This is a genomic window from Corallococcus sp. AS-1-12, from assembly GCF_020036995.1.
Taxonomy (GTDB): domain Bacteria; phylum Myxococcota; class Myxococcia; order Myxococcales; family Myxococcaceae; genus Corallococcus.
In genome coordinates, this window is the sequence record NZ_JAIQDD010000016.1 from 35328 (window position 1) to 59313 (window position 23986).

20 protein-coding genes are annotated in these 23986 nt (G+C 71.8%); 6 read left to right on the forward strand and 14 right to left on the reverse strand.

Going from position 1 to position 23986, the window contains the following annotated elements; genetic code table 11:
* Nucleotides 1-35 precede the first annotated feature (35 nt).
* Together K8556_RS23605 and eutB are read left to right on the forward strand one after the other, a co-directional pair.
* Nucleotides 36-1430: a hypothetical protein gene (locus K8556_RS23605; protein ID WP_223742333.1), complete on the forward strand. Its 1395-nt coding sequence runs from the start codon at nucleotides 36-38 to the stop codon at nucleotides 1428-1430.
* A 124-nt stretch (nucleotides 1431-1554) separates the two neighbouring features.
* On the forward strand, nucleotides 1555-3792 hold the full coding sequence (gene eutB / locus K8556_RS23610) for an ethanolamine ammonia-lyase subunit EutB (protein ID WP_223742334.1): 2238 nt from the start codon (nucleotides 1555-1557) through the stop codon (nucleotides 3790-3792).
* Nucleotides 3793-3834: 42 nt separating this feature from the next.
* On the opposite strand, the gene K8556_RS23615 is transcribed toward eutB, so the two are convergent.
* The 4 genes from K8556_RS23615 to K8556_RS23630 all read right to left on the reverse strand — a co-directional run bounded on the left by K8556_RS23615 (nucleotide 3835) and on the right by K8556_RS23630 (nucleotide 8939).
* Nucleotides 3835-5322 (reverse strand): NAD(P)/FAD-dependent oxidoreductase, encoded by a 1488-nt coding sequence (locus tag K8556_RS23615; protein ID WP_223742335.1) that lies wholly within the window; start codon nucleotides 5320-5322, stop codon nucleotides 3835-3837.
* A 187-nt stretch (nucleotides 5323-5509) separates the two neighbouring features.
* On the reverse strand, nucleotides 5510-6271 hold the full coding sequence (locus K8556_RS23620; protein WP_223742336.1) for an energy transducer TonB: 762 nt from the start codon (nucleotides 6269-6271) through the stop codon (nucleotides 5510-5512).
* Between the two features lie 116 nt (nucleotides 6272-6387).
* On the reverse strand, nucleotides 6388-7113 hold the full coding sequence (locus K8556_RS23625; RefSeq protein ID WP_223742337.1) for a response regulator transcription factor: 726 nt from the start codon (nucleotides 7111-7113) through the stop codon (nucleotides 6388-6390).
* Complete coding sequence (locus K8556_RS23630; protein WP_223742338.1) at nucleotides 7110-8939, reverse strand: HAMP domain-containing sensor histidine kinase; 1830 nt, start codon at nucleotides 8937-8939, stop codon at nucleotides 7110-7112. The genes K8556_RS23625 and K8556_RS23630 overlap by 4 nt, the downstream gene beginning before the upstream one ends.
* A gap of 116 nt (nucleotides 8940-9055) precedes the next feature.
* Between K8556_RS23630 and K8556_RS23635 the strand changes: the two genes are divergently transcribed.
* On the forward strand, nucleotides 9056-10375 hold the full coding sequence (locus tag K8556_RS23635) for a YXWGXW repeat-containing protein (RefSeq protein WP_223742339.1): 1320 nt from the start codon (nucleotides 9056-9058) through the stop codon (nucleotides 10373-10375).
* A 25-nt stretch (nucleotides 10376-10400) separates the two neighbouring features.
* Here the strand turns inward: K8556_RS23635 and K8556_RS23640 are convergent, their stop codons facing one another.
* Complete coding sequence (locus K8556_RS23640; RefSeq protein WP_223742340.1) at nucleotides 10401-11429, reverse strand: lipoate--protein ligase; 1029 nt, start codon at nucleotides 11427-11429, stop codon at nucleotides 10401-10403.
* A gap of 160 nt (nucleotides 11430-11589) precedes the next feature.
* Between K8556_RS23640 and K8556_RS23645 the strand changes: the two genes are divergently transcribed.
* Nucleotides 11590-12342 (forward strand): pyridoxal-phosphate dependent enzyme, encoded by a 753-nt coding sequence (locus K8556_RS23645; RefSeq protein WP_223742341.1) that lies wholly within the window; start codon nucleotides 11590-11592, stop codon nucleotides 12340-12342.
* 14 nt (nucleotides 12343-12356) lie between these two features.
* On the opposite strand, the gene K8556_RS23650 is transcribed toward K8556_RS23645, so the two are convergent.
* Complete coding sequence (locus K8556_RS23650; protein ID WP_223742342.1) at nucleotides 12357-13142, reverse strand: hypothetical protein; 786 nt, start codon at nucleotides 13140-13142, stop codon at nucleotides 12357-12359.
* A gap of 215 nt (nucleotides 13143-13357) precedes the next feature.
* Here K8556_RS23650 and K8556_RS23655 point away from each other — a divergent pair, with 215 nt between their 5' ends.
* Nucleotides 13358-14287, forward strand: coding sequence for a triacylglycerol lipase (locus K8556_RS23655; protein WP_223742343.1), 930 nt, complete (start codon nucleotides 13358-13360; stop codon nucleotides 14285-14287).
* A 22-nt stretch (nucleotides 14288-14309) separates the two neighbouring features.
* Nucleotides 14310-15374 (forward strand): lipase secretion chaperone, encoded by a 1065-nt coding sequence (locus tag K8556_RS23660; RefSeq protein ID WP_223742344.1) that lies wholly within the window; start codon nucleotides 14310-14312, stop codon nucleotides 15372-15374.
* A 6-nt stretch (nucleotides 15375-15380) separates the two neighbouring features.
* Here K8556_RS23660 and nadE read toward each other — a convergent pair whose 3' ends face one another.
* The 8 genes from nadE to K8556_RS23700 form a co-directional block, all read right to left on the reverse strand.
* Entirely contained in the window at nucleotides 15381-16376 is a 996-nt protein-coding gene (gene nadE, locus K8556_RS23665) for an NAD(+) synthase (RefSeq protein ID WP_223742439.1), read from the reverse strand.
* Nucleotides 16377-16378: 2 nt separating this feature from the next.
* Nucleotides 16379-17971 (reverse strand): class I adenylate-forming enzyme family protein, encoded by a 1593-nt coding sequence (locus tag K8556_RS23670; protein ID WP_223742345.1) that lies wholly within the window; start codon nucleotides 17969-17971, stop codon nucleotides 16379-16381.
* The gene (gene asnB / locus K8556_RS23675) at nucleotides 17968-19938 is read right to left on the reverse strand and encodes an asparagine synthase (glutamine-hydrolyzing) (RefSeq protein ID WP_223742346.1); all 1971 of its coding nucleotides are present in this window, start codon (nucleotides 19936-19938) and stop codon (nucleotides 17968-17970) included. Before asnB ends, K8556_RS23670 begins: the two co-directional genes overlap by 4 nt.
* Before the next feature lie 7 nt (nucleotides 19939-19945).
* Nucleotides 19946-20194 carry an acyl carrier protein gene (locus K8556_RS23680; protein ID WP_223742347.1) on the reverse strand — a complete coding sequence of 83 codons (249 nt, stop codon included), beginning with the start codon at nucleotides 20192-20194 and terminating at the stop codon, nucleotides 19946-19948.
* 110 nt (nucleotides 20195-20304) lie between these two features.
* The gene (locus K8556_RS23685) at nucleotides 20305-20901 is read right to left on the reverse strand and encodes an acyltransferase (RefSeq protein WP_223742348.1); all 597 of its coding nucleotides are present in this window, start codon (nucleotides 20899-20901) and stop codon (nucleotides 20305-20307) included.
* Entirely contained in the window at nucleotides 20898-21440 is a 543-nt protein-coding gene (locus K8556_RS23690) for a DapH/DapD/GlmU-related protein (protein WP_223742349.1), read from the reverse strand. The genes K8556_RS23685 and K8556_RS23690 overlap by 4 nt, the downstream gene beginning before the upstream one ends.
* 3 nt (nucleotides 21441-21443) lie before the next feature.
* Nucleotides 21444-22298: a hypothetical protein gene (locus K8556_RS23695; protein WP_223742350.1), complete on the reverse strand. Its 855-nt coding sequence runs from the start codon at nucleotides 22296-22298 to the stop codon at nucleotides 21444-21446.
* 134 nt (nucleotides 22299-22432) lie between these two features.
* Nucleotides 22433-23923, reverse strand: coding sequence for a mechanosensitive ion channel family protein (locus K8556_RS23700; protein ID WP_223742351.1), 1491 nt, complete (start codon nucleotides 23921-23923; stop codon nucleotides 22433-22435).
* Between the last annotated feature and the right edge of the window lie 63 nt (nucleotides 23924-23986).

The following is a 23986-nucleotide window of genomic DNA, read 5'->3' on the forward strand; positions in this document are numbered from 1 at the left end:
ACGCGACTTGACGTTGGAGCCCGGGAGCGGCTGCCATGGCGGGCATGTCCGTGTCCCTCGTGGTGTCTTTCGGGCTGGGGTGGCTGTTGACGGCCGCGCCCGCGCAGCCGGAGCGCATCGTCCCGTGTTCGCCGGACTCCGCTGATGGGGAGGCGGCGCGGGAGGCGCTGTCCGCGTTCGATGCGCGGATGGAGGCGCTCCCGGACGATGGGGAGGTGGACGAGGCGCGGGCGGGCCTCCAATTGCTGCTCAGCCACCGCTGCTTCGGCCTCGCGCGCGAGGAAGCGGGCAGGGAGCCCCTTAGCTGGGATGAGGAGCACCCGGTGCCCGCGCTCGCGTTGCGGACGTGGTGGCGCGATGGGGGCAAGGCGTACTTCATGTCCCAACTGGAGCTGGGGCGCTCCGGAGCGCGGACCGTCGTGATTCCTCCGGACGTCCGCGACGTGCTGGCGCGCGATGTGTCACCGAAGCACCGGCTCTCCGCCCTGGTGTGCCCGGTGAAGGCCGGTGGATGCGGCGCGGAGACCGAGGCCTGGCGCGAGCGGGCGGAGAAGGCCTTTCGTCCGGAGAACCGTCGCCCCGGCACGTTCGACGAGAAGCCGCCGCCTCCGCCGGACTGCATGAAGGAAGCCCGGAGGCAGCCTTCACGCAGCCGCTACAAGGCCTGGCGGATGTGTCTGGCGAACAGCCCGAGCGCGCGGAACGGCCAGACGGTGCTGCCGCTGGGCCGCATCCGCGCGCCGATGGACGGCTGGCTGGTGATCCGCGGCCGGCGAGGCCATCACGCCTTCTGTGATCAGCTCGACGCCTACCACCTGGCGACAGGGACCGCGTACCGCTCGATGAGTTGCTCCGGCCTGGCGTTGATGCCTGACGGCAACGTGGACGGCGCGGCCACGAATGCGGCGCGGAGGTCCGGTGTGAAGGTGGGGCGCGTGTCGCCGGAGCGGCTCCACGAACTGACGTGGATGCTGCTGATGGTGCCGGAGGTGAAGGACCGCGTGCAGGTGGAGGCCGTGCGCATCCCGGTGCCGAAGGGCCTCCGCGTCGAATGGCCCGCGACCGATGACGGCATCCTGGGTGGGATCGTCGGAGGCGTCTTCGGCGGCTCCACGGCGCAGACGAGGCTGGGCTGGAAGTGGTTTCCTCCCGGTGGCGCGGAGCCCCTGTCGGGTGCGTTCACGTATCCCTATTCGTGGGCCCCCGGCGAGGACCACGCGAACGTGCTCATGAAAGAAGTCGAGGCCACGTTGCAGGAGGGCTGCCCGGGCCTGCCCGTCCCCGTCCGGGAGCTCGACTTCACGGGCGAGCCTGGCGTCAGCCGCGTCGACGCACCGGAGGGCGTGTCGCAGGTCCAGGACGCGCGCGTGGATGCGCTCGTGACCTGGAAGCCCCCACCGGGCTGCGCGCCGGGCAACAACGGCGGGTGAGCTTTCGCGTGCTGACGGTTGCAACACCAAGCATCATGAAGGGCAGGCGTCCGGGCGTCACGCAGGCGACAGCGCCCTCGGGGGATGGTGGCGCGGCGGGGGCGCCGGTTAAAGCTCTGGCCCCATGAGCGTCCGTCTCCCCGGCGTCCTCCCCCACGAAGACGTATTGGATTACGTGCAGCGCCTGAGCGGCGGCTTCGATGCGCGCCTGTATCAGCAGGTCCTGGGCGCGGCGAACGCGTTCAAGGAAGGCGACGAGGCCATCGGCGTCGCGGCGGCGGATGAAGCTTCGCGGCGCAACGCACGGACCCTCTTGTCGCGCACGCGGCTGGACGACCTGCACGCGCATCCTCCCTTCGAGGACCGGCTGTATGTCTTCAACCTGGAGGCGTGGGAGCCGGTGCGCTGGAGGCGCGTGGCGGACTGGACGCTGGGGCGGCTGAAGGACTTCCTGCTCACCGCGCCGGAGCCCCAGGTGCATGACGTGCTGGACGGGCTGCCCAGTGACGTCATCGCTTGCGTCGTGAAGCTGATGGACGACGCGGAGCTGAAGACCGTCGGTGGGCGCATCTTCCACCCGCTGCCGGGCAGCCGCGTGGGCGCGAAGGGCTACCTGGGCGCGCGCTTGCAGCCCAACTCGCCCACGGATCATCCGGAGGACATCCGCTGGCAGGTCTTCAACGGGTGGTCCTTCGCGGTGGGCGACGTGGTGCTGGGGACCAACCCGGTGTCATCGGACGTGGCGTCGGTGGCCGCGGTGGAGTCCGCGCTGCACGACGTGCTGGTGACGTTCGGGCTGGAGGAGGTGATGCCCCACTGCGTGCTCGCGCACATCGACGTGCAGGCGCAGGTGGAGGCGCAGCGGCCGGGCACCACGGGCATCTGGTTCCAGAGCCTCGGGGGAAACGAGGCCGCCAACCGCACCTTCGACGTGACGCTGGAGAAGATGGTGGCGCACGCGGCGGCGCGCACCGGGCGCTGGGGCCTGTACTTCGAGACGGGGCAGGGCGCGGACGCGACGAACGGGCACCACCACGGCACGGACATGCTCATCCACGAGTCGCGCAAGTACGGCTTCGCGCGAGCACTCAAGCGCCGGGTGGCCCTGGCGCAGGCGGGGGCGGGGCGCGACGCGGCGCCGTGGGTGCACGTCAACGACGTGGCGGGCTTCATTGGCCCGGAGGTCTTCCGCACGCGCGAGCAACTGGTGCGCTGCTGCCTGGAGGACATCGTGATGGGCAAGCTGCACGGCCTCACGCTGGGCCTGGACGTGTGCTCCACGCTGCACATGGACGTCACGCTGGATGACCTGGGCTGGTGCCAGGAGCAGCTCGCGGAGGCCGGGCCCGCGTACCTGATGGCGCTGCCCACGCGGAATGATCCGATGCTCAGCTACCTCACCACGTCCTTCCAGGACCACGTGCGGCTGCGCGAGCGGTACGGCCTGAAGGTGGATGACCGGATGTGGGCCTTCTTCCAGCGCCTGGGCGTCATCGACGCGGACGGCCGGCCCACGAGGCACTTCGGTGACCCTGCCCACGTCTACGTGCACTACCGCCGGGCCAGGGGCGACACGCGCACGGAGGCGGAGCTGCGCGCGGAGGCGGAAGCGAAGATGGCGGAGGTGCGCGCGCGGGGCGTGCCGCTGGCGGTGGGGCATGGCGAGGCGCCCTGGACGCCGGAGCCCGCGCTGGAGCGCGAGGTGCGCGGCCTCTACGACGACGGCAAGGTGGGGTTGTGGTCGGAGCTGTCCGACGCGGCGGTGGAGTCCATCGCTCGCGCGACGCGGCTCAAGACGCGCTCCCTGGACCGCCGCGACTACATCCTGCATCCGCCGTCCGGCGAGTCATTGGACGAGGCCTCGGAGGCGACGGTGCGCGCGCTGCGCGACCAGCACGCGGGCCGGTACGACGCGCAGGTGGTCGTGTCGGATGGGTTGGATCCCCGGTCGCTGATGGACGAGGGCCACCTGGCACCGTTCCTGACACGGCTGCGCGCGGAGCTGGAGGCGACGGGCTGGCGGGTGGCGCCGGAGGTGCTGGTGGTGAAGCACGGCCGGGTGCGCGCGGGCTACCAGGTGGGCCACCTGCTGTTCGGCGCGGAAGGGGACCCGCGTCCGCGCGCCCTGGTGCATGTGATTGGGGAGCGCCCCGGCTCCGGGCACCACGCGTTCTCCGCGTACCTCACCGCGCCGGACGCGGACACCTGGGCGAAGCCGGGCGCGGTGGACCACGACCGCACCCGGCTCATCGCTGGCATCTCGGACACCAGCGTCCGCCCGGAGGACGCCGCCGTGGAGTCGGCGCGCATCCTCGCGGAGGCGCGGACCTCGAACCCCTCCGTGGTTTCGGGAGTGGCCTAGGTCCGGGTTCAACGGCTCGGCACTCCTGGGGCAGACACGGCGTCAGCGCGCCGAGGCGATGCTCGCGGCGGTGCGCACGCCCCCCACCGCGGTGGCCAGGGTGCTCTGCCCCGGGAACACGGAGTCCCCCACCAGCCACACCCCGCGCTGCGCCTGGAACGGTCCCAGGATGCGGTAGTTGTCCAACCCCGCGCGCCGGGGCACGCCTCCTACCGCGCCGGCCTCGCGGAGCGTGAAGCGTTGGAACGTGCGCGGCGAACCCGTCATGGCGTGCACGACGTTGGCCGTCCACCCTGGGAGCAGCGCGTCCAGGTTCTCTCGCATCCGCGCATGGAGCCCGGCGAAGTACGCCGCCTGCTCCTCGGGTGACATGCCCGCGACCTTCTTCAAGGGCACGTGCGTGGACACCGTCATCGTACGCTGGCCCGGCCGTGCGCGGCCCTCATCCGAGGCCCCGCTGATGGACGCGAAGAGGTGGTTGCCTTCGACGAACGGCGCCTGCTCGTCGCGCACCAGCTCGAAGTGATGCGCGCCGCCGGAGTCACCCTCGGGAGGCCGCACGACGAGGTACAGCATCGCCGCGCCCCAGCCTTCGTCCACGCGCTCCGCGAGCGCATCCACGCGGGGAAGCTGTCCCACCGGCGCATCCAGCAGCGTGCGCAGGCCGTGCGGCAACACGTTGGCCACCACGTGCCGTGCGAGCAGCTCCCCCCTGCGCGCCGTCACCCTCCAGCCTCCGTCCACCGGCGTCACCGCGCGCACCCGGTTCGCCAGGAGCACGTCGCCGCCCCGGTCGGAGATGGCCTTCGTCAGCGCCGTCGCCAGCTTCCCGATGCCGCCACGCACGTGCCCCGTGCCGCGCCAGTAGTAGTCCATCGCCGCGAACGCGAACGGCGCCTCCGCCTCCGCCGCGGGGCACTGCACGGTGATCTGACAGAGCGCATCCAGGTACGTGCGCAGCGGCGTGAAGCCCTCCAGCCCGTGATTCGCGAGCACGGCGCCCAGCGGGCGGCCCAGCCACCGCGCCAGCGGCGCGTACGACCATGCGCGGCCCGCGTGCCGCATCAGCGTCTGGAGGTTCAACGGCGGCAACAGGTCCGGGTCATCGAACAGCGGCCACAGCGCACCGGCCACCTGGGCCTGCAACTCGAAGAACCGCCGCACGCCCCGCACGGGCGCTCCGGGCAGCCCACAGAGCTCCGCGATGAGCCGCTCCCGGTCCCGGTGCACCGGCAACCGCATCCCCGGGGTCCGCAGCTCCACCAGGGGATCCAACCAGTCCACCGTCACGTCCAGCGCGTGCTCGCGGATCCACCGGCCGAAGAGCTGATGCTCACCGAAGCCGGAGAACAGCGTGGCGCCGGACTCGAAGGCGTAGCCGCCGCGCCGGAAGGTGCTCGCGCAGCCGCCCGGGTAGTTGAGCCCTTCGCACAGCGCCACCCGGGCGCCCCGGCGGCACAACTCCAACGCCGTACCCAGGCCGCCGAAGCCCGCACCCACCACCACCGCGTCGTACCAGGTATCCGCCATTGTTCGGGTAAAGGACCGGCACCGGGAGCGGGCCGGGGGAGACCCGCTCCTTCCGGTGCCGGTATCGCGCACATGGCCAGGCGCGACGGGAGTTTCCTAACGGGCCCGCACTCCCGCCGCGATTCTTTTCCCTTCCCGAAGGGGAGGCGGGCGTCCGGGCGCTTTCACTGGCGGACACCCGCCCCTGTTACCGGGGCATCTTCAGCCGGATGTTGAACGTGTACGACACGTTCACCGGACGGCCCTGGAACGTCAGCGGCTGATACCGGCGCGAGTAGAGCGACTCCAGCACCGCGTCATCCATGAACGGCAGGCCCTTGATGATGCGGCAGTCGCGCACATGGCCCTCCGAGGTGATGACGCACTTCGCGATGACCATCCCCTCCACGCCCGCGAGCGCCGCTTCCCGCGTGTAGCTGAACTGCGAGCCGCTCAGCATCCTCGGGGGCGTCATCCCACCCTGGAAGGGCAGGACCTCCGTGCCCGTGGGCGCGGTCGGCACGAGCCCCGCCACGCCGATGGCGCCGATGGGGCTGGTGCTGTTCGGGTCTCCGTCCGGGTCTCCCACCGGCCCCGTCTCTCCCGTGCCCGTCGCGCCGGTGGTGGCCGCCGCGTCCGCGATCGTCGTCGGCTCCGGATCCGGCTTCGCCTCCGGCGGATCCGCGGGCAGCGGCTTCGGGTTCAGCGGGACGCGGTCCGTGCGCGGCCTGGGCTTGGGCTTCGGAGCGGCCGTCGCCGGCGCCGGCCGCGCGGCCTGCTTCACGCCCTTCTGGATGGCGGGCGGGTGGAAGACGATGGTCCGCTCGGGAGGCTCGACGGTCTCGGGCGGGCGGCCGGAGATGAAGAACACCAGGCCCAGGAGCCCCGCGTGCACGCCGATGGACACCCACGCGCCCGTGCCGAACCGTCCCGAGCGCACTCCCCGCCGTTCGATGACCGACTCAAACATCTGACCCGCCTCCTGTTCAGGACGGACGCTCCAGGCGTCCCGTCCCACAAGAGGCAAGGTACGAAGTCCCGTCCGCCGGAAGGCAGACGGGGCTCCATGTGTCGGTCATGATTCGGTCATGACGGCCCGCCGCTCGTGACCTCCATGCGGTAGCCCACGCCGCGCAGCGTGTGGATGGTGAAGCCGGACGTGCTCGTCCACCCGAGCTTCTTCTTCAGGTTCGACACGAAGTTGTCCACCGTGCGCGGATCCACCACCACGTCGCGGCCCCACACCGCGTCCAGGATCTCGCCCCGGGGCAGGGCGCGGTCGCGGTGGCGCAGGAGGAACGCCAGCAGGTCGAACTCCGTGCGCGTCAGGTCCACCTCGCTGCCGTCCGAGCGCAGCACCGCGCGGCGGCCCAGGTCCAGCGTGAAGGCGCCAAAGGTCACCACCTGCGGCGGCGCCGTGCCCGCCCGGCGCACCAGCGCCTGCACGCGCGCGAGCAGCTCCCGCAGCCGGTAGGGCTTGGTGAGGTAGTCCTGCGCGCCGGCCTCGAAGCCGCGCACCAGGTCGTCCTCCAGCGAGCGCGCGGTGAGCATCAGCACCATGCTCTTCACGCCCTCCGCGCGCAGGCGGCGGCAGAAGCTGTAGCCGTCCTCGCCCGGCAGCATCACGTCCAGGATGAGCAGGTCGAACTCGCGCGACGCCAGGTGCGGCGCCGCGTCCTTCGCGGACGGGGCGTCCGTCACCTCGTAGCCCTCGTCGCGCAGGTTGTCGCGCAGGCCCATGCGCAGGTTGGCGTCGTCCTCGACGATGAGGATGGAGGGGCGGGAGGAGGAGGTCGGCGTCTGCGTCGTCATCGGCGCGTCTCGGGAAAGGTCAGGGCGAAGGTCGTGCCTTCGGGGCCGGAGGAGGCCACCTGGATGCTGCCCTGGTGCAGGCCCATGATTCTGCGGCACAGCGCCAGCCCCAGGCCACTTCCATGCACCTCCGGCCCGGGCGTTGTCAGACGGTAGAAGTCCTGGAACACGCGCTCCCATTCCTCCGGGGGAATGCCCACCCCGTTGTCGCTGAAGAGCACCGTGGCCCCGAAGCCCGGCTGCGGATAGGCGCGCACGGTGAGGACCACCGGGCTGCGCTGGTTGTAGAGGCAGGCGTTGCGGCCCAGGTTGGCGAAGAGCATCCGCACGAGCGACGCGTCCGCGTCCAGCTCCACGTCCCCCACGTCCGAGCGCAGCTCCACCGGCACGGTGACCGCGTCCATCAGGTCGTCGCGCAGGTTGCCCACCGCCTCCTCCAGCCGCATGCGCGCGGGCTTCAGCGCCCAGCGCCCCTTGTCGATGCGGTTGAAGGACAGGATGTTCTCCACCAGGAAGTGCAGCCCCTCCGCCGCGCGCACGATGCGGGTGGGGTAGTCCCCCGCCTCCGGGCTCTTGCCCAGCCGGCGCTCCAGCGTCTCGCCCAGCAGGCGGATGGACGCGAGCGGCGTGCGCAGCTCGTGGGAGACGGTGGAGACGAAGTCGCTCTTGAGCTCCACGAAGCGGTACTTGCGCTGCTGGGCCACCACCGCCAGCGCCGCGATGGCCGACGCGAGCGCGCCGCACGCCGCGACGAGCAGCGTCTTCAGGCCGTACCGCGCCTCGATGTCCGCCTCCGCCGCGGCCCAGCCGGGCGTGGCCACCTCCAGCCCGGGGTGCTTCAGGGGCCGCGCCACGCCGCCGGGCCCCAGCCGCACCTGGCCATCCCGGGGGATGAGGTTGCGCCCGCGCAGCTCCTGCGTCAGCTCCGACAGCAGCGCGCCCATGTCCACCGCCAGCCCGTGCACCTGCTCGGCCGCGGGCTCCACGTACCACTGCTCGGCCAGCAGGGTGGGGCCGTCCAGCGGCTCCGGCAGCACCAGCGCGCCCGCGCCGGCCTCCTGCACGCGCGCCACGAAGGCGTCGGACGGCTCCGACAGGGCGCGGCTCAGCGCCACGATGCGCGCCTGGAGGAAGTTGAAGTCCGGCTGCGTGAGCTGGGACCGGGCGCGCAGCAGGTTGCGCTGCAGGCCCGCGTCCCGCGCCATGCCGCCCAGCTCCTCCGGGAGGCCCTCGCGCACCAGCGCCCGGATGAGGGGCTGCGTGTCCTCGCCGCGCTGCAGGTACTCCACCATCAGCAGGGTGAAGGGCAGCTCCTGATCCGGCGGCAGCGGGTGCGCCGCGTGGTAGCGCAGCAGGGACTCCACCGCCGCGTCCTTGCGCGCCTCGCTGCCGGAGGCCAGGGCGGCCTGCGCCGCGCGCAGCCGGGCCAGCCGGTCCTGGTAGGGCGAGGGGGCCTGTCCGTCGTCCAGCGCGTGCGCCAGCATCGTGTAGTTGGCCTGGGCCGGCACGTCCGCGCCCTCGCGGGGCCAGTCCACGCGCGGCAGGAACTGGTGGTTGCGGAAGAGCAGGTAGTAGCCCTCGGCGGGCAGCAGCGGGTCACCCACGGCCGCGTTGAGGTTCGGCAGGTGGGTCTTCATCCTCTGCGCGAGCGCGGTGCGCAGGGACTCGGCCGCGAGCTGCTCCAGGGCGATGCGCCGCGAGCGCACCTGGGCGCGCGCGTCCTCACGCTCCTGGGTGAAGATGCGCTGGAGGCTCACCAGCCCCCATCCGAGGGCCAGCAGTCCACAACCCAGGGCGAGCAATGTGGGGAGGAGTCGGCGCAGCATTCGCGTCCCGCGGGACTGTAGCAGTGTCGACAGGTTTGCGGGCCTGGAGCCTCCAGGGTGAATAAAGTGGGGGCAGCCCGCGTCCCCTCGGGTGTCTGGAGATCGGAGACGGAGTCATGGGTTCTCGATGGTGGATGGGTTTGATTGTCGGCCTGGCGTCCCAGGGGGCGTTCGCGCAGACCTCGCCGGTCGCCGCGGATGACTGGGGCGATGATGACGGGTATGCCCAGCAGGCCAACGTGGAGGACACCGGGCCCATCGCGCCCTCTCCGCCCCCCGACCTGCCCGCCGAGTCACCGACTCCCCGGCCCTATGCCGGCGCCATCTGGACGTCCGGGCACTGGTACTGGGACGGCGACAACTGGCAGTTCAAGTCCGGCGGCTGGGTGGAGCGCATGCCCGGCTACCAGTACATCAACGGCTACTGGGCGCAGGACGGCGACGTCTGGCGCTGGGTGTCCGGCGGCTGGGCCCCGGAGGGCTCCACCGAGGTGGAGATCCCCATCGAGGTCGCCAGCGAAGACGTGAGGGCCACCCAGGCGCCTCCCGCCCTGCGCGTGGAGACCCCGCCCCCCGCGCCGGCCGTGGGCTACACGTGGGCGCCGGGCTACTGGTACTGGGGCGCCAACGGCTATGAGTGGGTCTCCGGCACGTGGATGGAGCCGCCGCGTCCGGGCCTGGTGTTCGTGTCTCCGCACTGGGTGCGCCGCGGCCCGTCCTGGGTGTTCGTGGGTGGCGGCTGGGGCTGGAACGGCTCGGTGCGGGTCGTCGTCCCGGTCTACCGCCACGCGCACATCTCGTTCTCCTTCGGCCGTCCGAACCCGTTCCTGCGCACGTGGTACCGCTACCCGGGCGTGTCGTGGCGCTACTACGGCTACGGGTACGACCGCTACCGCCCGGGCCGCTACCACTACTCGCGTCCGGGCCCGTACCGGTACGGGCCGCGCGTGCATGACGCGTCGCCGGCCGGTCCTCGCTACGGCTCGTCGTACGGCCGGGGTGACAGCCGTCCCGGGCCCTACCGTCCGCAGGGCGGCGGCGTCCACTCGTCGAACAACGGCAACGGCGGCAACAGCGGCGGCTGGGGCGGCACGCGCAATCCGCCCCCCGGTGGGAACGGCACGCGCGGTGGCTCGCACGAGTCCAGCGGCGGCTGGGGTGGCGGCTCCAACCCCGGGCGTCCGTCGCCGGGTGGCGGGGGACGCTCCTCGTCCGGCAACAGCGGCGGTTGGGGTGGCGGCTCCGTTCGCGTCCAGCAGACCGGCGGTGGGTCCTCCAGCAGCCACGGCGGCGGTTGGGGCGGCGGCAGCTCCGGCCGTGGCGGCGGGTCCCCCTCGCGCGGCTCCAGCGGCGGCGGCGGGTCTCACGGCTCCGGCCACGGTGGCGGCAATGGCGGCGGCTGGGGCGGTGGCCACGGCGGTGGTGGCCATCGCTGAGTGAAGGGACGGCGGGGGGGCCGGGTCAGACCTCGACCTGGCCCATCAGCCACGTCTCCAGCTCCGCCAGCTCGCGCTCCTGCGAGGGGTGGCGGGCGCGGACCTCGGAGACGGCCTGCCGCATGCCGTCGCGGCTGTGCGGCTTGCCGGTGAGCGCCGCCTGCAGGTCCTGCACGAGGTCCGGGTAGAGCGCATCCGAGAAGACCTGCGCGCGGGTGACGTGTCCGTTCTCCGCGTCGACGTGGACCTCGAAGAAGCCCCACGACAGGTACTCCACCATCTGGTGGCTGAAGCGGGGCGCGTTGCCGAAGCGCCAGTCCCACGACGCGTAGTGCTCGAAGGTGCGCTTGAGCGAAGGCTGGCCCTCCAGGAACGAGGGCTCCAGCAGCTCCGGCTCCGCGGTGGCCCCGTGGAAGTCGCAGAAGGCTCCAATCATCGCCTTCACCAGCGACTCATGGGAGGCCTCCGGCTGGAGGTCGCGGATGTTCATCACCCGCGAGCGCACGGACGCGCTGCCCTTGGACTCCAGCTTCTTCGGGTGCGGCGTGAGGTAGTTGGCCAGCCGCGACAGGTTGGCGTGGATGAGGAAGGTGCCGTGGTGGAAGGCGCGGTCCTTCGTCTCGCGGTACGCGCTGCCGCTGATCTTCCGGGGGCCGTCCTCCAGCGGAATCACCAGGTCGTTGCGCCCGGACGCCTGCGCCGTCACGCCCAGCCGCGACAGGGCGTCCAGCAGGATGCTGACGTTCGCCGTCTTGTTGTAGCCCTCCTTCGCGGACAGGAACGTGAAGCAGGTGTTGCCCAGGTCGTGGAACACCGCGCCGCCGCCGCTGGTGCGCCGCGCGAGGAAGACCTTGTCCTCCTCCATGCGCGTGAGGTTGCACTCGGACCACGGGTTCTGGTTCCGGCCGATGACGACCGTGTTGTCGTTGCGCCAGAGGAAGAGCGTCTGGGTGGAGGGGTCCAGCTCGCGGAAGATCCAGTCCTCGGTCGCGAGGTTGAACCAGGGGTTGTACGTCTCCGACAGCAGGATGCGGACGCGAGGAGCTTGAGACATGGGCGGGGAGCATAACCGCCCGCCACGTGCTTGCAGGGACTTGCGCCGTCCCCCGCAGGACATCCGCCCCGTCCCGGGGGCAATGGCCGCGGGGCACCCCGTCCGGAAGACTCAGGCGCATGTCGGGCGCGGAATGCGGTCGCGCGCCAGAGGGGCGGCCATGCGTGGAGTGTTTTCCCTGTCGCGTCCGCGTGCGGGCGGGCCGGTGGTGCTGTGGGGCGGGGCGCAGCCCTCCGGCAGCCTCAAGTACCTCACCTTCGCGCGCTACCTGGCCGCGATGCCGCCGGGCTCGCGCGGGCTGGTTGAGCTGTCCGGCGCGTCGAGCGCGCTGGCGCTGGACGTCCTGGGCCGCGAGCGGGGGCTGCCCACGGTGGCCCTGACGGACGCGGCGGGCGCGACGTACCTGCGCGCCCACGGCTTCCAGGGGCAGGTGCGCCAGGTGGACTCGATGGCGGACATGTTCCACCAGGCCCAGGCCCTGGAGCGCGAGGGCTGGAGCTGGCCCCGGCAGCTCACCAACCGGGCCATGGTGGCGTGCGTGGAGGCCTGGGCGACGGGCCTGCGCGCGCAGGTGCGCGAGCGCTTCCCCACGGTGCGGCACGTGGTGTGCGGCTTCGGCACGGGCGCGACGCTCGTGGGCCTGACGCGCGTCTTCATGGCCGGTGGCTTCACCGTCACCGGCCTGCAGCCCGCGCCCGGCAAGCCGGTGCCCGGCTGGCGCACGTGGGCGGCCCAGAACCTGGGAGCGGAGGACCTCTTCCACGAGCACCAGCCGCGCATGCTCCTCTCCACGGCCGCCCCCGCGCCGGATGCCTTCAGCGCGCTCCTGGACTGGGCGCGCCGGCAGCAACATCCCGAACGGGTGCTCGTCATCGCGCACAACGCCCGGGAGCAGGACACCGTCCGGGCCTGAGTCGCCCGCCGTGCCTACCGGTGCACCGCCTGGAGCCGGGCCCGCACGGCGGCCACCGCGTCGCGCGGGTACGCGGGCACGTGGGACAGCTCGCGCTCGGCGAGCCGCAGGAGCGTGCTCGCGAGCCCCCGCGTGTCGCCCTCCAGGGCCCGCGCCAGCTCCCCGCCGGTCTCCGGATACACGCGCTCCACGCGCCGCAGCGGATCCAACCCGTCCAGCAGCGAAGCCTCGGGGGCGGGGACGTGGCGCGCGAGCAGCAGGCAGAACAAGCGCACCGCTTCGTGCAGCCGCGCGCACCCGCTGAGCCCTTCGCCGCGCGCGTGGCGCCCCACGCCCACCAGCACCTGCGTGAGCCACTGGCCGAACAGCCACGCGTCGTCCGGGGCCGTGCGCTGGAACTCCACCGCCGTGTCCCGCGCGCGCGCGTCCATGCGCTCCGTCACGCCGCCCTTGTCCAGCAGCACGCGGTAGCGGTTGACGCGCGCGAACGACAGCTCCTCCAGGTCGAACACCGCGAACTCCAGCAGGTGCCCGTCGCGGTACACGACCTTGAGCCCGTGCGCCGTCTCGCGGAACGCCAGCGCCACGTCCTCCGCGCGGGGCAGCCAGCCGCGCTCCTGTCTCAATGTTTCAGCGTGTCCCGGCCACGCGATGACGAAGAAGTCGTGGTCGCTGAAGTCATCCGGCGCGTAGTCGCGCGCCGCCATCGAGCCCAGCGCCACCAGCCCCCGGGCACGACCGTCCGCGTCAATGCTGTGCGTCAATTCCGTGGTGAAGGCCTGATAGGCGGCGGTGTCCAAGTGCGTTCTCCTCTGGATGGGCCCGCATGCTGCCGTTTCGACGCGGAGCGTTGGAGTGATTGATGCGTTGCGTTGAATTGAAGGGGGCTGACCCGGAGCTGACACGCTTTTCAGTGAATTCTGAGGTTGGCTTGATTTTTATCAGTGTCTCGCCTTATGGGCTGATTCGCGGGTCAATCCCTTCGATGATCCGCCCTCCCCAATCAGGAGCCTGTATGCGAAACGCCGTCCGGACCCTCGTTCTGACTGTCGCGGTTCTTGCCCTCTGGGCGCAGCCCGCGCGCGCCGCGGATACGTACACGCAGACGAAGTACCCCATCGTGCTGGCGCACGGCATGGCGGGTTTCGATTCGCTGTTCGGGGTGCTCGACTACTTCTATGGCATCGAGTCGACGCTGAAGTCGGGCGGCGCGAGGGTCTACGTCACGCACGTTCCGCAGTTCAACACGAGCGAGGCGCGCGGCGAGGCGCTGCTGGCGCAGGTGCAGGACGTGCTCGCGCGTTCGGGCGCGGCGAAGGTGAACCTGATTGGCCACAGCCACGGCGGCCTGGACGTGCGCTACGTGGCGGCGGTGCGGCCGGACCTGGTGGCGTCCGTGACGACGGTGGGCTCGCCGCACAAGGGCGCGGACCTGGCGGACTACCTGCGCAACAACCTCAAGAACGGCTCGTTCACGGAGGGCGTGCTGGCCTACTTCGCCAACAGCCTGGGCACGGTGCTGGGCCTGCTGTCCGGCCACACGCAGCCGCAGGACGCGATTGGCGCGCTGGCGGCGCTGAGCAAGGCGGGCGGCGCCGCGTTCACCGCGAAGTTCCCCGCGGGCGTCCCCACCACGTCCTGCGGCAGCGGCGCGGCGACGGGCACCCAGGGCCAGCGCTACTACTCCTGGTCCGGCACGGACCCCTTCACCAACATCCTGGACGCGTCTGACTACGCGCTGAAGCTGTCGTCCTTCTTCTACAGCGAGTCCAACGACGGCCTCGTGGGCCGCTGCAGCTCGCACTTCGGCACGGTCATCCGCGACAACTACGACATGAACCACCTGGACGAGGTGAACCAGGTGCTGGGCCTCACCGCGTTCTTCACCGACCCGAAGTCCGTGTTCCGCACCCAGGCGAACCGCCTGAAGTCCGCGGGCCTGTAGTCCGCCGCAGGGAGCGCCCGCCATGAAGAGCCGCGCCGTCATTCACGTGGTCGCGCTGTGCGCCCTCCTGGGTGCCGGCGTCTTCTCGTGGTGGAAGGTCCGGGCGGAGGATGCGCCCGGGCCCGCTGTCCCGCCGTCCGCGGCGCCCGTCGCGCAGGGGCTGCCGCGCGCGGCGTCTCCCGTCGTTTCCGGTGCCGCCGCGACGGCGAGCCCGGCTCCGTCGCGGGACGCGCCGCTGCCGCCGCTGCCCGGCTCGCTCCAGGACACGGAGGAGGACGGCGCGGTGATGGTGGATGCGTCCGGGCACCTGGTGCCGAACGCGGACCTGCGCCGCTTCTTCAACTACTACCTGTCCGCCACGGGCGAGGAGCCCGCGTCGCTCATCCGCGAGCGCATCCTCACGGCCCTGCGGGCGAAGAAGCTGCCCGCCGCCGCCATGGACGAAGCGGTGCAGGTGCTGGACGACTACCTGGCCTACCTGGAGGCGGCGCGGGGGCTGGGGGCGAAGGGCTCCGCGGCCATGCCGGACGCGGCGGAGCGCCTGGAGGCCCTGCGCAAGCTGCGCCGGGAGCACCTGGGCCCGGGCGTGGCGGACGGCCTCTTCGGACACGAGGAGGCGGTGGACGCCGTCGCCGTGGAGCGGCTGAAGCTGATGAAGGACGCGTCGCTGACGAAGGAGGAGCGCGAGCAGCGCATGGCGGCCCTGGAGGAGCGGCTGCCCCCGGACGTGCGCGCCAGCCGCGAGGAGGCGGTGCGCCCGCTGCGGCAGCAGGCCGTGGAGCAGGAGCTGCTGGCGGCGGGAGCGACGGCGGAGGACCTGCACCAGCACCGGCTGTCCACCGTGGGGCCGGAGGCCACCGGGCGGCTGGAGGCGCTGGACGCGGAGCGCGCGCAATGGAAGCAGCGGTTGGCGGACTTCCGCGCGAAGCGCGCGGCGCTGGGCCAGAGCGAGCCGGACCCGGCCCGGCGTCAGGCCGCGGTGCAGCGGCTGCTGTTCGACTCGTTCACCCCGGAGGAGCGCCTCCGGGTGGAGGCCGCGGACACCATCGACGCGGCCTCCGGTTCCCCTGGCTCCGGCGGCGGGTGAGGCGCTTCAGGCGATCTTGAAGGGCTTCAGCTCGCTGACCTCTTCGAGCAGCAGCGGCTGCGCATGGAGGTACGCGGTGGTGCGGCGCTTCTGGTCGATGTCGTCGTAGACGCGCTGGATCTGCTGCGGCGTGAGGCCCATCTCCGGGGCGACCTCCTCGGGGGCGACGCCGTGGTTCTTCGCCCAGAGGATGAGGTCCAACTGCGAGTAGTGCACGGAGAAGTAGAAGTCCTCCTGTGACTGCTCCAGGCTGAAGGTGTCCGTGGTGGGTTCGCGGTTGAGGATGCCGTCGATGACGCCCAGGTGCCGCGCGAGCTTGTAGGTCTGCGTCTTGTAGAGGCTGGCGATGGGCTTCACGTCCGCGGAGCCGTCGCCCAGCTTCACGAAGAAGCCCTGATCATACTCCAGGCGGTTGGGCGTGCCGGACGCGGCGAAGTTCAGCCGGTCCGCGTGGAAGTACTCCATCATCTTGCGCACACGCTGCTTGAAGTTGGTGGCGGCGACAATCTGCACGTAGGCCTGGGGCGTGAGGCGGAAGCGCTGCTCCTGCCCGTCCACCTGCACCACCACGTAGAAGACGTTGAGGGCGTCCGTGTTGAGCCGGTCGCCGTGCATGACGATCTTCCACTTCATGTCCGGCTGGAACGCGGGGAACACGGAGCGCACCGCCGCGTCGCGCTGCGAGTAGCACCCGGCGGCCTCCAGCACGGGCGCGATGTCGTGCAGCGTGTACTGGATGCCCAGCTTCTCGCAGAGCTCGCGGCCCAGCTTGGAGGACAGGCCGCTGGAGTCGCGCTCCGGCAAGAGCAGGCCGAAGACGCGGTCCGGCCCCAGCGCGCGCACCGCCAGCGCCGCGACGCACGCGGAGTCGATGCCGCCGGAGACGGCGACCACCAGGCCGCGCTTGCGCAGCTTCTTGAGGACGGCCTCCTTGAGCCCGTCGGACAGCGACGCGGCCTTGGCCTCCCAGTCCAGTTCCAGTACCTGCTTGGAGAACTTCATCGTCACGGCGACCTCGATTCAGGGGAAGAGAGTGAAGACAGCACGCGCGTGCGCAGGTCGGCCTTGAGCACCTTGCCGGTGGGCCCGCGGGGGAGCGCGTCGATGAACAGCACGTGGCGTGGCACCTTGTGGGCCGGGAGCGCCTCGCGGCAGAAGCGGCGCAGGTCGTCCTCCTGGGCGCTGGCGTCGGGCTGGAGCACCACGGCGGCGCACGCGGCCTCGCCGCCCAGGTCGTCCGGCACGCCCACCACGGCGACCTCCAGCACGGCCGGGTGGCGCGCGAGGACGTGCTCCATCTCCGCGGGGCTCACCCGGTGGCCGCCGACCTTGAGGATCTCCTTCGCGCGGCCGACGAGGAAGAAGAAGCCGTCCGCGTCGCGCCACGCGAGGTCGCCGGTCCACAGCCAGCCGTCGTGGAGGATGGCGGCCGTGTCGTCAGGCGCGTTGAGATAGCCCGGCGTGACGTTGGCGCCCTTCGCCACGAGCTGGCCCACCTCGCCGTCGGGCAGGGGCGCGCCGTCGTCCGCGACCACGGCCAGCGTGACGCCGGGGATGCCCTGGCCGATGGAGCCCGCCTTGTCGGTGGCGCGCGAGGGCGGCAGGTAGGAGAGCCGCGCGGTGGCCTCCGTCTGGCCGTACATGACGAACAGCTCCGCCGGGTGGAAGGCCTCGCGCGTCCAGCGCACGGTGTCCGGGGACATGCCGCCGCCGGCCTGGGTGAGGTAGCGCAGCTTCAGGTTCGCGAGCGAGTCCGGGGCGGCCTGACGGCGCAGCAGCTCGAAGGTGAGGGGCACGCCCGCGAAGCCGGTGCAGGACTCGGTGGCCATGGCCTCCAGCACCACCCGTGGGTACATGAAGCGCGGATCCAGGAACACGGAGCCGCCCGCGAGCAGGTGCGTCTGGAGCACGCTCTTCCCGTAGCAGTAGTGCAGGGGAAGGATGAGCATGGCGCGGTCGCGGGGCGTGAGGCCCAGGTACTCCGCGATGGAGCGCGTGTTCGCCGCGATGTTGGCGAACGTCTGCACGACGCCGCGGGGCGTGCCCGTGCTGCCGGACGTGTAGACGATGGAAGCGGGCGCATCCGGGGGCGGCGAGGGCAGGGCGGCCAGCGGCTCCGGGCGCACGTCCGGATCCACCGCGCCGTCCTCCTGAAGCCACGTGCACGAAGCGGGCTTCAGCAGCCCGAGCATGCGCTCCGGAGGCCGGGAGCCGTGGACGACGAAGAAGTGGGTGAGCTGCGAGCGGCCCGTCCAGCGCCGCGCGTCCTGCCCGAAGATGACCGCGAGGCGGGCACCCGTCTGCGCGAGGATGCTCGCCAGGGAGTCCGCGCCCGTCTCACGGTCCAGCTCCACGGCGCAGGCACCCAGGGCCTGCACCGCGAGGCTCGCGACGGCGGCAGCGCAGCCCAGGGGCAGGGCGATGAGGACCCGAGCCCCGGGCTCCACACCTGCGGCGCGCAACTGTCCCGCGAGCGCGAGCATCCGCGCTTCCAACTGGGCGTAGGTGAGCCGCGCCCACGGCGAGTCCACCGCCGGAGCTTCCGGCGTCGCGGCCGCGTGGCCACGAACCCATGAAGGGGCGGTATCCGCGCTCACGCGGCCTCCAACCGCACGGCATCCACGTCCGCCTGGGGCACGGGCTTCGGCTTCAGGAAGTGGTGGGCCAGCAGTTGCGTGGACGCCACGGCGAACAGGGCCATGGTGTCCGCTTCGCTCTCCGCCGAGTTCGGCGCCCGCAGCTTCGCGACCAGCCGCTCCACCTTGCGCGCGTCGAACACGCCCGTCGCCGACACCGCCTCCGGGGCCAGCAGCTCGCGCGCCCAGGCGGGCGCATCCGGGCCCACCAACGCTCCCGCGATGGGCGCGCGGTACGGGAACTTGCTGCGCTCCAGGATGGACGCCGGCACCCGGCCCTTCGCGAAGCGCTTGAGCAGGTGCTTCTCGTCCAGCCCCCGCAGCCGCAGCCGCTCCGGCACTCGCGCGGCGAACTCCATCACGCCCGTGTCCAGGAACGGGAAGCGCCCCTCCACCGCGTTGCCCAGCAGCATGCGGTCGCCCTGCGCGGACAGGAGGTAGCCCGACAGCAACGTGCGCGCCTCCAGGTACTGGGCCCGCGCCAGGGGCCGCCACTTCGCCACCGCGTCCGGCACCGTCGCGAGCACCGACGCCACCGGATCCTCGTCCGCCACCTTCGCGGCGAACTCCGGCGCGAGGAAGCGGAGGATGCGCCCGCTGTTGCCCCACCGCACCAGGTGCGAGAACCCCAGCGCGTCCGGTGTCTCCAGCCCCGTGCCGAAGAACTCGCGCAGCAGCTCCACGCTCTGCTGGCTCACCGACAGCGTCGGGTACAACCGGCGCAGGAGCAGCGGCCGGTACCTGGAGCCCGGCTGGCGCGCCCAGAACTGGCGCACCTTCGTCTCCTTGAAGAGGTCGTAGCCGAGGAACATCTCGTCCGACCCTTCACCCGTCAGCACCACCTTGATGCCCTGGTCGCGCACCCACCCGGACAGCCGCAGGAACGGCGCGGGCGCGGAGCGCATCATCGCCTGCTCCGCGTGGAAGATGACGCCCGGCACCAGCGCGCCAATGTCCCCGTCGCGCATCTCCACCACGCGGTGCTCGGTGTGCAGTTGCTCCGCCACCGTCGCCTGGTGCGTGCGCTCGTCGAAGCGCGCGTGCGCGAAGCCCACGGAGAAGGTCCGCAGCGTCCCGCCCAACTGCTCCTGCGCCAGCGCGCACAGCAGGCTGGAGTCCAACCCGCCCGACAGATACGCCGCCACCGGCACGTCCGCGCGCAGCCGCAGGCGCACCGCCCGGTCCAGCACCGCGCCCAGCTCCTCCAGCAGCCGGGGCGCCTCCGCCGCGTCCGGCGTCACGCCGAAGTCCAGGTCCCAGTAGCGCTGGAGCGTCAGCGCCCCGTCGCGCCACTTCGCCACGTGCGCGGGCGGCAGCAGCGACACGCCCTCGAAGGACGTGCGCGGCGCCACCGGCGCCCAGAGCTGGAACGTCTGCTTGAGCCCCCGCGCGTCCAGCGCCGGCGTCACCAGGCCTCCGGCGAAGAGCGCCTTCGCCTCCGACGCGAACGCCAGGTGCCCTTGAGGGAGTTGCGCGTAGAACAGCGGGCAGATGCCCACGCGGTCGCGCGACATCCACAGCGTGCGGTCGCGCGGGTCCCACAGCGCGAAGGCCCACTGGCCCTCGAAGCGGCGCACGCAGTCGATGCCCCACGTGAGGAACGCCGCGAGGATGACCTCCGTGTCCGAGCGCGTGCGGAAGGCATACGCCCCCGACAACTGCTCGCGCAGCTCCACGTGGTTGAAGATCTCGCCGTTGAAGACGACCGTGAGGCCGGTGGCCTCGTCGCGCATGGGCTGGTGGCCGGAGGCCAGGTCGACGATGGACAGCCGCGCGTGCCCCAGCGCGGCGCCATCCAGGAGCAGGGCCCGCTGCGCGTCCGGCCCCCGGTGCTTGATGCTGGCGGTCATGCGGCGCAGGCGGTCGGCGTGCTGCGCCGTGCCCGAAGCGTCACCCGCCGGGAAGGTGAACCCCGCGATGCCGCACATGGGCGTCTCAGCTCGCCTTCGCCAGCGACTGCTTGCGGTCCACGAAGGCCACCACGCGCGACAGCGAGTCCAGGTTCTCCGGCACCAGCTCCTTGTCGTCCAGCTTGAGGTGGAACTCCGTCTCGATGAAGGCCACCAGCTCCATCATGCCCGTGGAGTCGATGAGGCCCTTGCGCAGGAACGAGTCGTCGTCCGCGAAGTCGTCCACGAAGAAGGTGTCGACGATGAAGGTGCGAAGCGTGTCACGCGTGCTCATGGGGTGGGTCCTGTCGTTGAGGCGAAGCGGTGGGGTGTGGAAGGGGATGCGGAAAAGAACGCGCCCGGCGCGTTTTGCTGAGCGCCGGGCGAAGCGCGTCAGGCCGCCCGTCAGGTGCCCGTGGCGTCGCGCGCCACCAGGTCCAGGCTCATGCTGCGCGCCGGGTTGCCCATGGCGAGCGAATCCGGAGGAACGTCCTGCGAAACGATGCTGCCGGCGGACACCACCGACCGCGCGCCGATGCGCACGCCGGGGAGCAGGATGGCGCCGTGGGCCACCCAGACGTCGTCCTCGATGATGATGGGCGCGATGCGCTGGCCGTCCCGGTCGCTCACGCGCACGTAGGACGCGAACATGCACCGGTCGCCAATCTGCACCGACTCCCAGGCCTCCACGGACACGCCGTAGTTGAACTGGGTCTCCGAGCCCACCAGCAGCCGCGCGTGCTCGTAGCAGACCACCGACGTGGGCAGCATGCCGCCCAGGAACGTCAGCTTGTCGCCCAGCTCCGCGTGGCCGTCGTTGCGCGCGGCCACCGGGCCATACGCCGCCACGTCCCGGCCCATGCGGAAGCCGCGGAACAGCCAGCGCGCCCGCGCCACGGCCACCACGCGCTCGGCGCGCGGGAACACCTCCGTGCGCACCATCTGGAGGCCCGCGCGCGCCATCTGGAGCGCCTCGTCGCGGGAGGGGAGGGCGGGCTTCATCGCGTCACCTCGCGCCGCAGCACGCGGGCCGGAGAGCCGCCCACCGTCACGCCCGGGGGAATCCGGCGGGAGATGACCGTGCCGGAGGCCACGCTCGCGCCCTTCTGCAGGTGCGCGCCCGGCAGCAGGATGGAGCGGCTGCCCACCGTGACGCCCTCCTCCACCACCAGCGGCACCGACTGCGGCCGCTCGTGCCGGTTGCCCCGCACCGGGTGGTACATGTTGTCCATCAGCTTGCACCACATGCCCAGACGGCTGCGCGCGCCCAGCGTCACGCATGACTGCGCTTCGATGGAGCTGCCTCCCTCGATGGTCACGTCGTCTTCAATCACGATGCGTCCCCCCCGCTGCGCGTGCAGCTCGATGGGCGCCATCCGCGCGTCGAACACCACGCGGTCCCCCACCTGGATTTCACCCTCGCCATGAATCCAGACGCGCCCCCAGACGGTGGGGGTGGCGCCCACGGCTTCACAGCGGCGCAGCTTCAGGCGCGCCACGGTCGGCCCCAGGCCGAGCATCATCATCAACGGGACGCGCATGGCTCAGGGCCCGGCCTTCGCGGAGGCCGGGGACTCCGGCAGGGCCGCCAGGAACGTGACGAGCGCGGAGGCCACGCGCGCCTGCCCCTGCGCGTTGAGGTGCCCCCCGTCATCCGACCAGGCCGGCACCATCGCCGGATACGCGCGGCCGTTGACCTCGTACGTCTCACGGGTGCCGTCCGCCTGCGTCGACTCCAGCGCCGCCAGGTCGAACAGCGGCTCCTTGCCGCCGTAGGTCTGCCGCATCAGCGCGTTGAACGCCTCGCGCGACACGTTCTCCCCCACGCCGAACACGGGGCGCCCCCGCAGCTCGTTGAACCACGCCTTCGCCCCGCGCTGCACCGTCGTCAGCGGCGCGGTGACGTGCACGAAGGTGACGCCCGGGTGGCGCGACTTCAGCCCCGCGAGCGTGGCGCGGTACTTCTCGAACAGCGACTTCGCGTCCGTGCTGGAGGTGAAGTCGATGTAGCAGAACTTCATCAGCGCCACGTCCACCTGCTTCGCGACGCCGCCGTCCAGGAGCTGCTCGAAGTGCGCGAGCTTCGTCTCCGGCCGCTCGTTCTGGCCCACGAACGCGTGCGCCAGCGTGCCCTGGGGAATCGTGGCGTTCGCGTCCTTCACCTCCACGATGGCCGGCGCCTTCGCGTCCGGCAGGCCGCGCACGCCGTCCAGGATGTTCCCGCCCACCGACTGATGGCCGAAGAAGACTCGGCGGTGCGCCAGCCGCTCCAGGCCCGCGGCCGTCATGTCTGGCTTCACCGGGGCCGAAGCCGCCGCGCTCTGGGGCAGGCCCATCCACAGCGCGCCGGGAAGGAGCAGCGCGCCCAATCGCGCGGGAAAGCCACGAATGTCTTGCATGTGTGAACCTTTAGACCTTTCAGGCTCCAAGCGTCAAAGGCCCTGGCGTCACGGCCGGATGCATGCCTCCCAGGCCGCCACGCTCTGCGTGAAAGCGGGTCGTGATTGCCCCGGACTCAGGTGAGGGAAAGCCGCTATTCGTGTGTGAGGCCGAAGAGCGCCCGCAGCCTTCCGAGGATGCGGCCCGCCTCGGGCGAGTGGTCCGGTCCGCCGCCCGAGGCCTGGGCCACGGCGCGCAGTTGGGTGCGGCGCTGGGCGAGGAGCGCGGAGAGCTGGCGGGCGAGGCCCGGATAGTCGGAGAACAGGCGCGCGAAGGTGGGCCGGTCCAGCTCCATCAGCACGGAGTCCTGGAGCGCCACCACCGTGGCGGCGCGGGGCTCGCCGGTGAGCAGGGACATCTCCCCGATGTACTGCCCCGGCCCCAGCCGCGTGATTTCGGACTGGAGCGTGCCGGCGCGCACGCTGACCTCTCCGGAGGCCACGACGTAGAAGGTCCCGCCCTCCTCGCCCTCCTGGATGATGCGCTCGTTGCGGCCGAAGCGGCGCACCACCACCTCGCAGCGCAGGCGCTCCAGCTCCTCCGGGCCCAGCGGCGCGAAGAGGTCCACCTGGCGCAGCAGGTCGCGCACGGTGTCGTCCGCCAGCTCGCGGCGGCGGTGCTTCGTCTCGCGGCGCAGCGTCACGGTGCGCTGCGCGTGGGGCAGCTCCAGGCCCTCGCGGCGCAGCCGGTACCACAGCCGCGTGTGCAGCTCCTCCCGCACGGTGTCCGACAGCGCGAAGTCGTTGAGGAACACGCGCACCATGTACTGCGCGTTGGAGTCCGTGAAGGCCACCGTGCGCGCGATGGGCGGCGGCTGCACCAGCACCTGGGGGATCTCCCGCGCCACGTCCAGGAGCGCCTGCTTCACCTGGTTGGGCGGCGCGTCCAGCGACACGCCCACCTGCATCTCGATGCCCACGGGCTCGCGGTGCTGGGTGAAGTTCTTCACGTGCTCCTTGCCCACCATGCTGTTGGGAAGGGTGATGACCTCGCGCCGGAAGTTGGCGATGCGGATGGAGCGCCACCCGATGTGCACCACCCGCCCGGTGTGCTCGCCGATGCGGATGAAGTCGCCCACCTCGAAGGGCCGGTCCAACTGCAGGGACAGGCCCGCGAAGAGGTTGCCCAGCGTCTCCTGGAGCGCCAGACCGATGACCACCGTCAGCACCGCCGTGGACGCGACCAGGCCCGCCAGGTCCAGGTTGAGCTGGCTCTGGAGGATGGGGACCGTGGCGAGCGCGTACAGCGTGAAGTCGATGACGTCGCGGAGGATCTTCGGCGTCGACACCGGCGAGCGCATCCTCGCCAGCTTCAGCGCGAACGCCACCGCGGCCCGGATGACGCCGTAGGCGAACGTGAGCATCCAGCCCACGTTCACGAACTTGCGCAGGCCCTCCGGCGTGGACGCCTCCGGCAGCAGGCGCGACACCAGCCGCAGCACCAGGAAGGCGAGCAGCATCCGCACCGCGCCGCGCAGGTCGTCGCGCAGGTCCGGGTCGCGGGTGGTCCGCTGGATGCCCAGAAGGAGCACCGTCAGGATGGAGCCCGCCAGCAGGGGGAGGTGGCCTTCGAGGAAGTTCAACACGCCGGACGAATCAGACCGGCGGCACGCGCACGGGTCAAGGTGGCGGTTGACGGGTGGGCCCCG

Bases quoted from the DNA above. Each gene is read 5' to 3' on its own strand.
- K8556_RS23605 (WP_223742333.1), top strand. From the start codon at position 36: ATGGCGGGCATGTCCGTGTCCCTCGTGGTGTCTTTCGGGCTGGGGTGG.
- eutB (WP_223742334.1), top strand. From the start codon at position 1,555: ATGAGCGTCCGTCTCCCCGGCGTCCTCCCCCACGAAGACGTATTGGAT.
- K8556_RS23615 (WP_223742335.1), bottom strand. From the start codon at position 5,322: ATGGCGGATACCTGGTACGACGCGGTGGTGGTGGGTGCGGGCTTCGGC.
- K8556_RS23620 (WP_223742336.1), bottom strand. From the start codon at position 6,271: ATGTTTGAGTCGGTCATCGAACGGCGGGGAGTGCGCTCGGGACGGTTC.
- K8556_RS23625 (WP_223742337.1), bottom strand. From the start codon at position 7,113: ATGACGACGCAGACGCCGACCTCCTCCTCCCGCCCCTCCATCCTCATC.
- K8556_RS23630 (WP_223742338.1), bottom strand. From the start codon at position 8,939: ATGCTGCGCCGACTCCTCCCCACATTGCTCGCCCTGGGTTGTGGACTG.
- K8556_RS23635 (WP_223742339.1), top strand. From the start codon at position 9,056: ATGGGTTCTCGATGGTGGATGGGTTTGATTGTCGGCCTGGCGTCCCAG.
- K8556_RS23640 (WP_223742340.1), bottom strand. From the start codon at position 11,429: ATGTCTCAAGCTCCTCGCGTCCGCATCCTGCTGTCGGAGACGTACAAC.
- K8556_RS23645 (WP_223742341.1), top strand. From the start codon at position 11,590: ATGCGTGGAGTGTTTTCCCTGTCGCGTCCGCGTGCGGGCGGGCCGGTG.
- K8556_RS23655 (WP_223742343.1), top strand. From the start codon at position 13,358: ATGCGAAACGCCGTCCGGACCCTCGTTCTGACTGTCGCGGTTCTTGCC.
- K8556_RS23660 (WP_223742344.1), top strand. From the start codon at position 14,310: ATGAAGAGCCGCGCCGTCATTCACGTGGTCGCGCTGTGCGCCCTCCTG.
- nadE (WP_223742439.1), bottom strand. From the start codon at position 16,376: ATGAAGTTCTCCAAGCAGGTACTGGAACTGGACTGGGAGGCCAAGGCC.
- asnB (WP_223742346.1), bottom strand. From the start codon at position 19,938: ATGTGCGGCATCGCGGGGTTCACCTTCCCGGCGGGTGACGCTTCGGGC.
- K8556_RS23680 (WP_223742347.1), bottom strand. From the start codon at position 20,194: ATGAGCACGCGTGACACGCTTCGCACCTTCATCGTCGACACCTTCTTC.
- K8556_RS23685 (WP_223742348.1), bottom strand. From the start codon at position 20,901: ATGAAGCCCGCCCTCCCCTCCCGCGACGAGGCGCTCCAGATGGCGCGC.
- K8556_RS23690 (WP_223742349.1), bottom strand. From the start codon at position 21,440: ATGCGCGTCCCGTTGATGATGATGCTCGGCCTGGGGCCGACCGTGGCG.
- K8556_RS23695 (WP_223742350.1), bottom strand. From the start codon at position 22,298: ATGCAAGACATTCGTGGCTTTCCCGCGCGATTGGGCGCGCTGCTCCTT.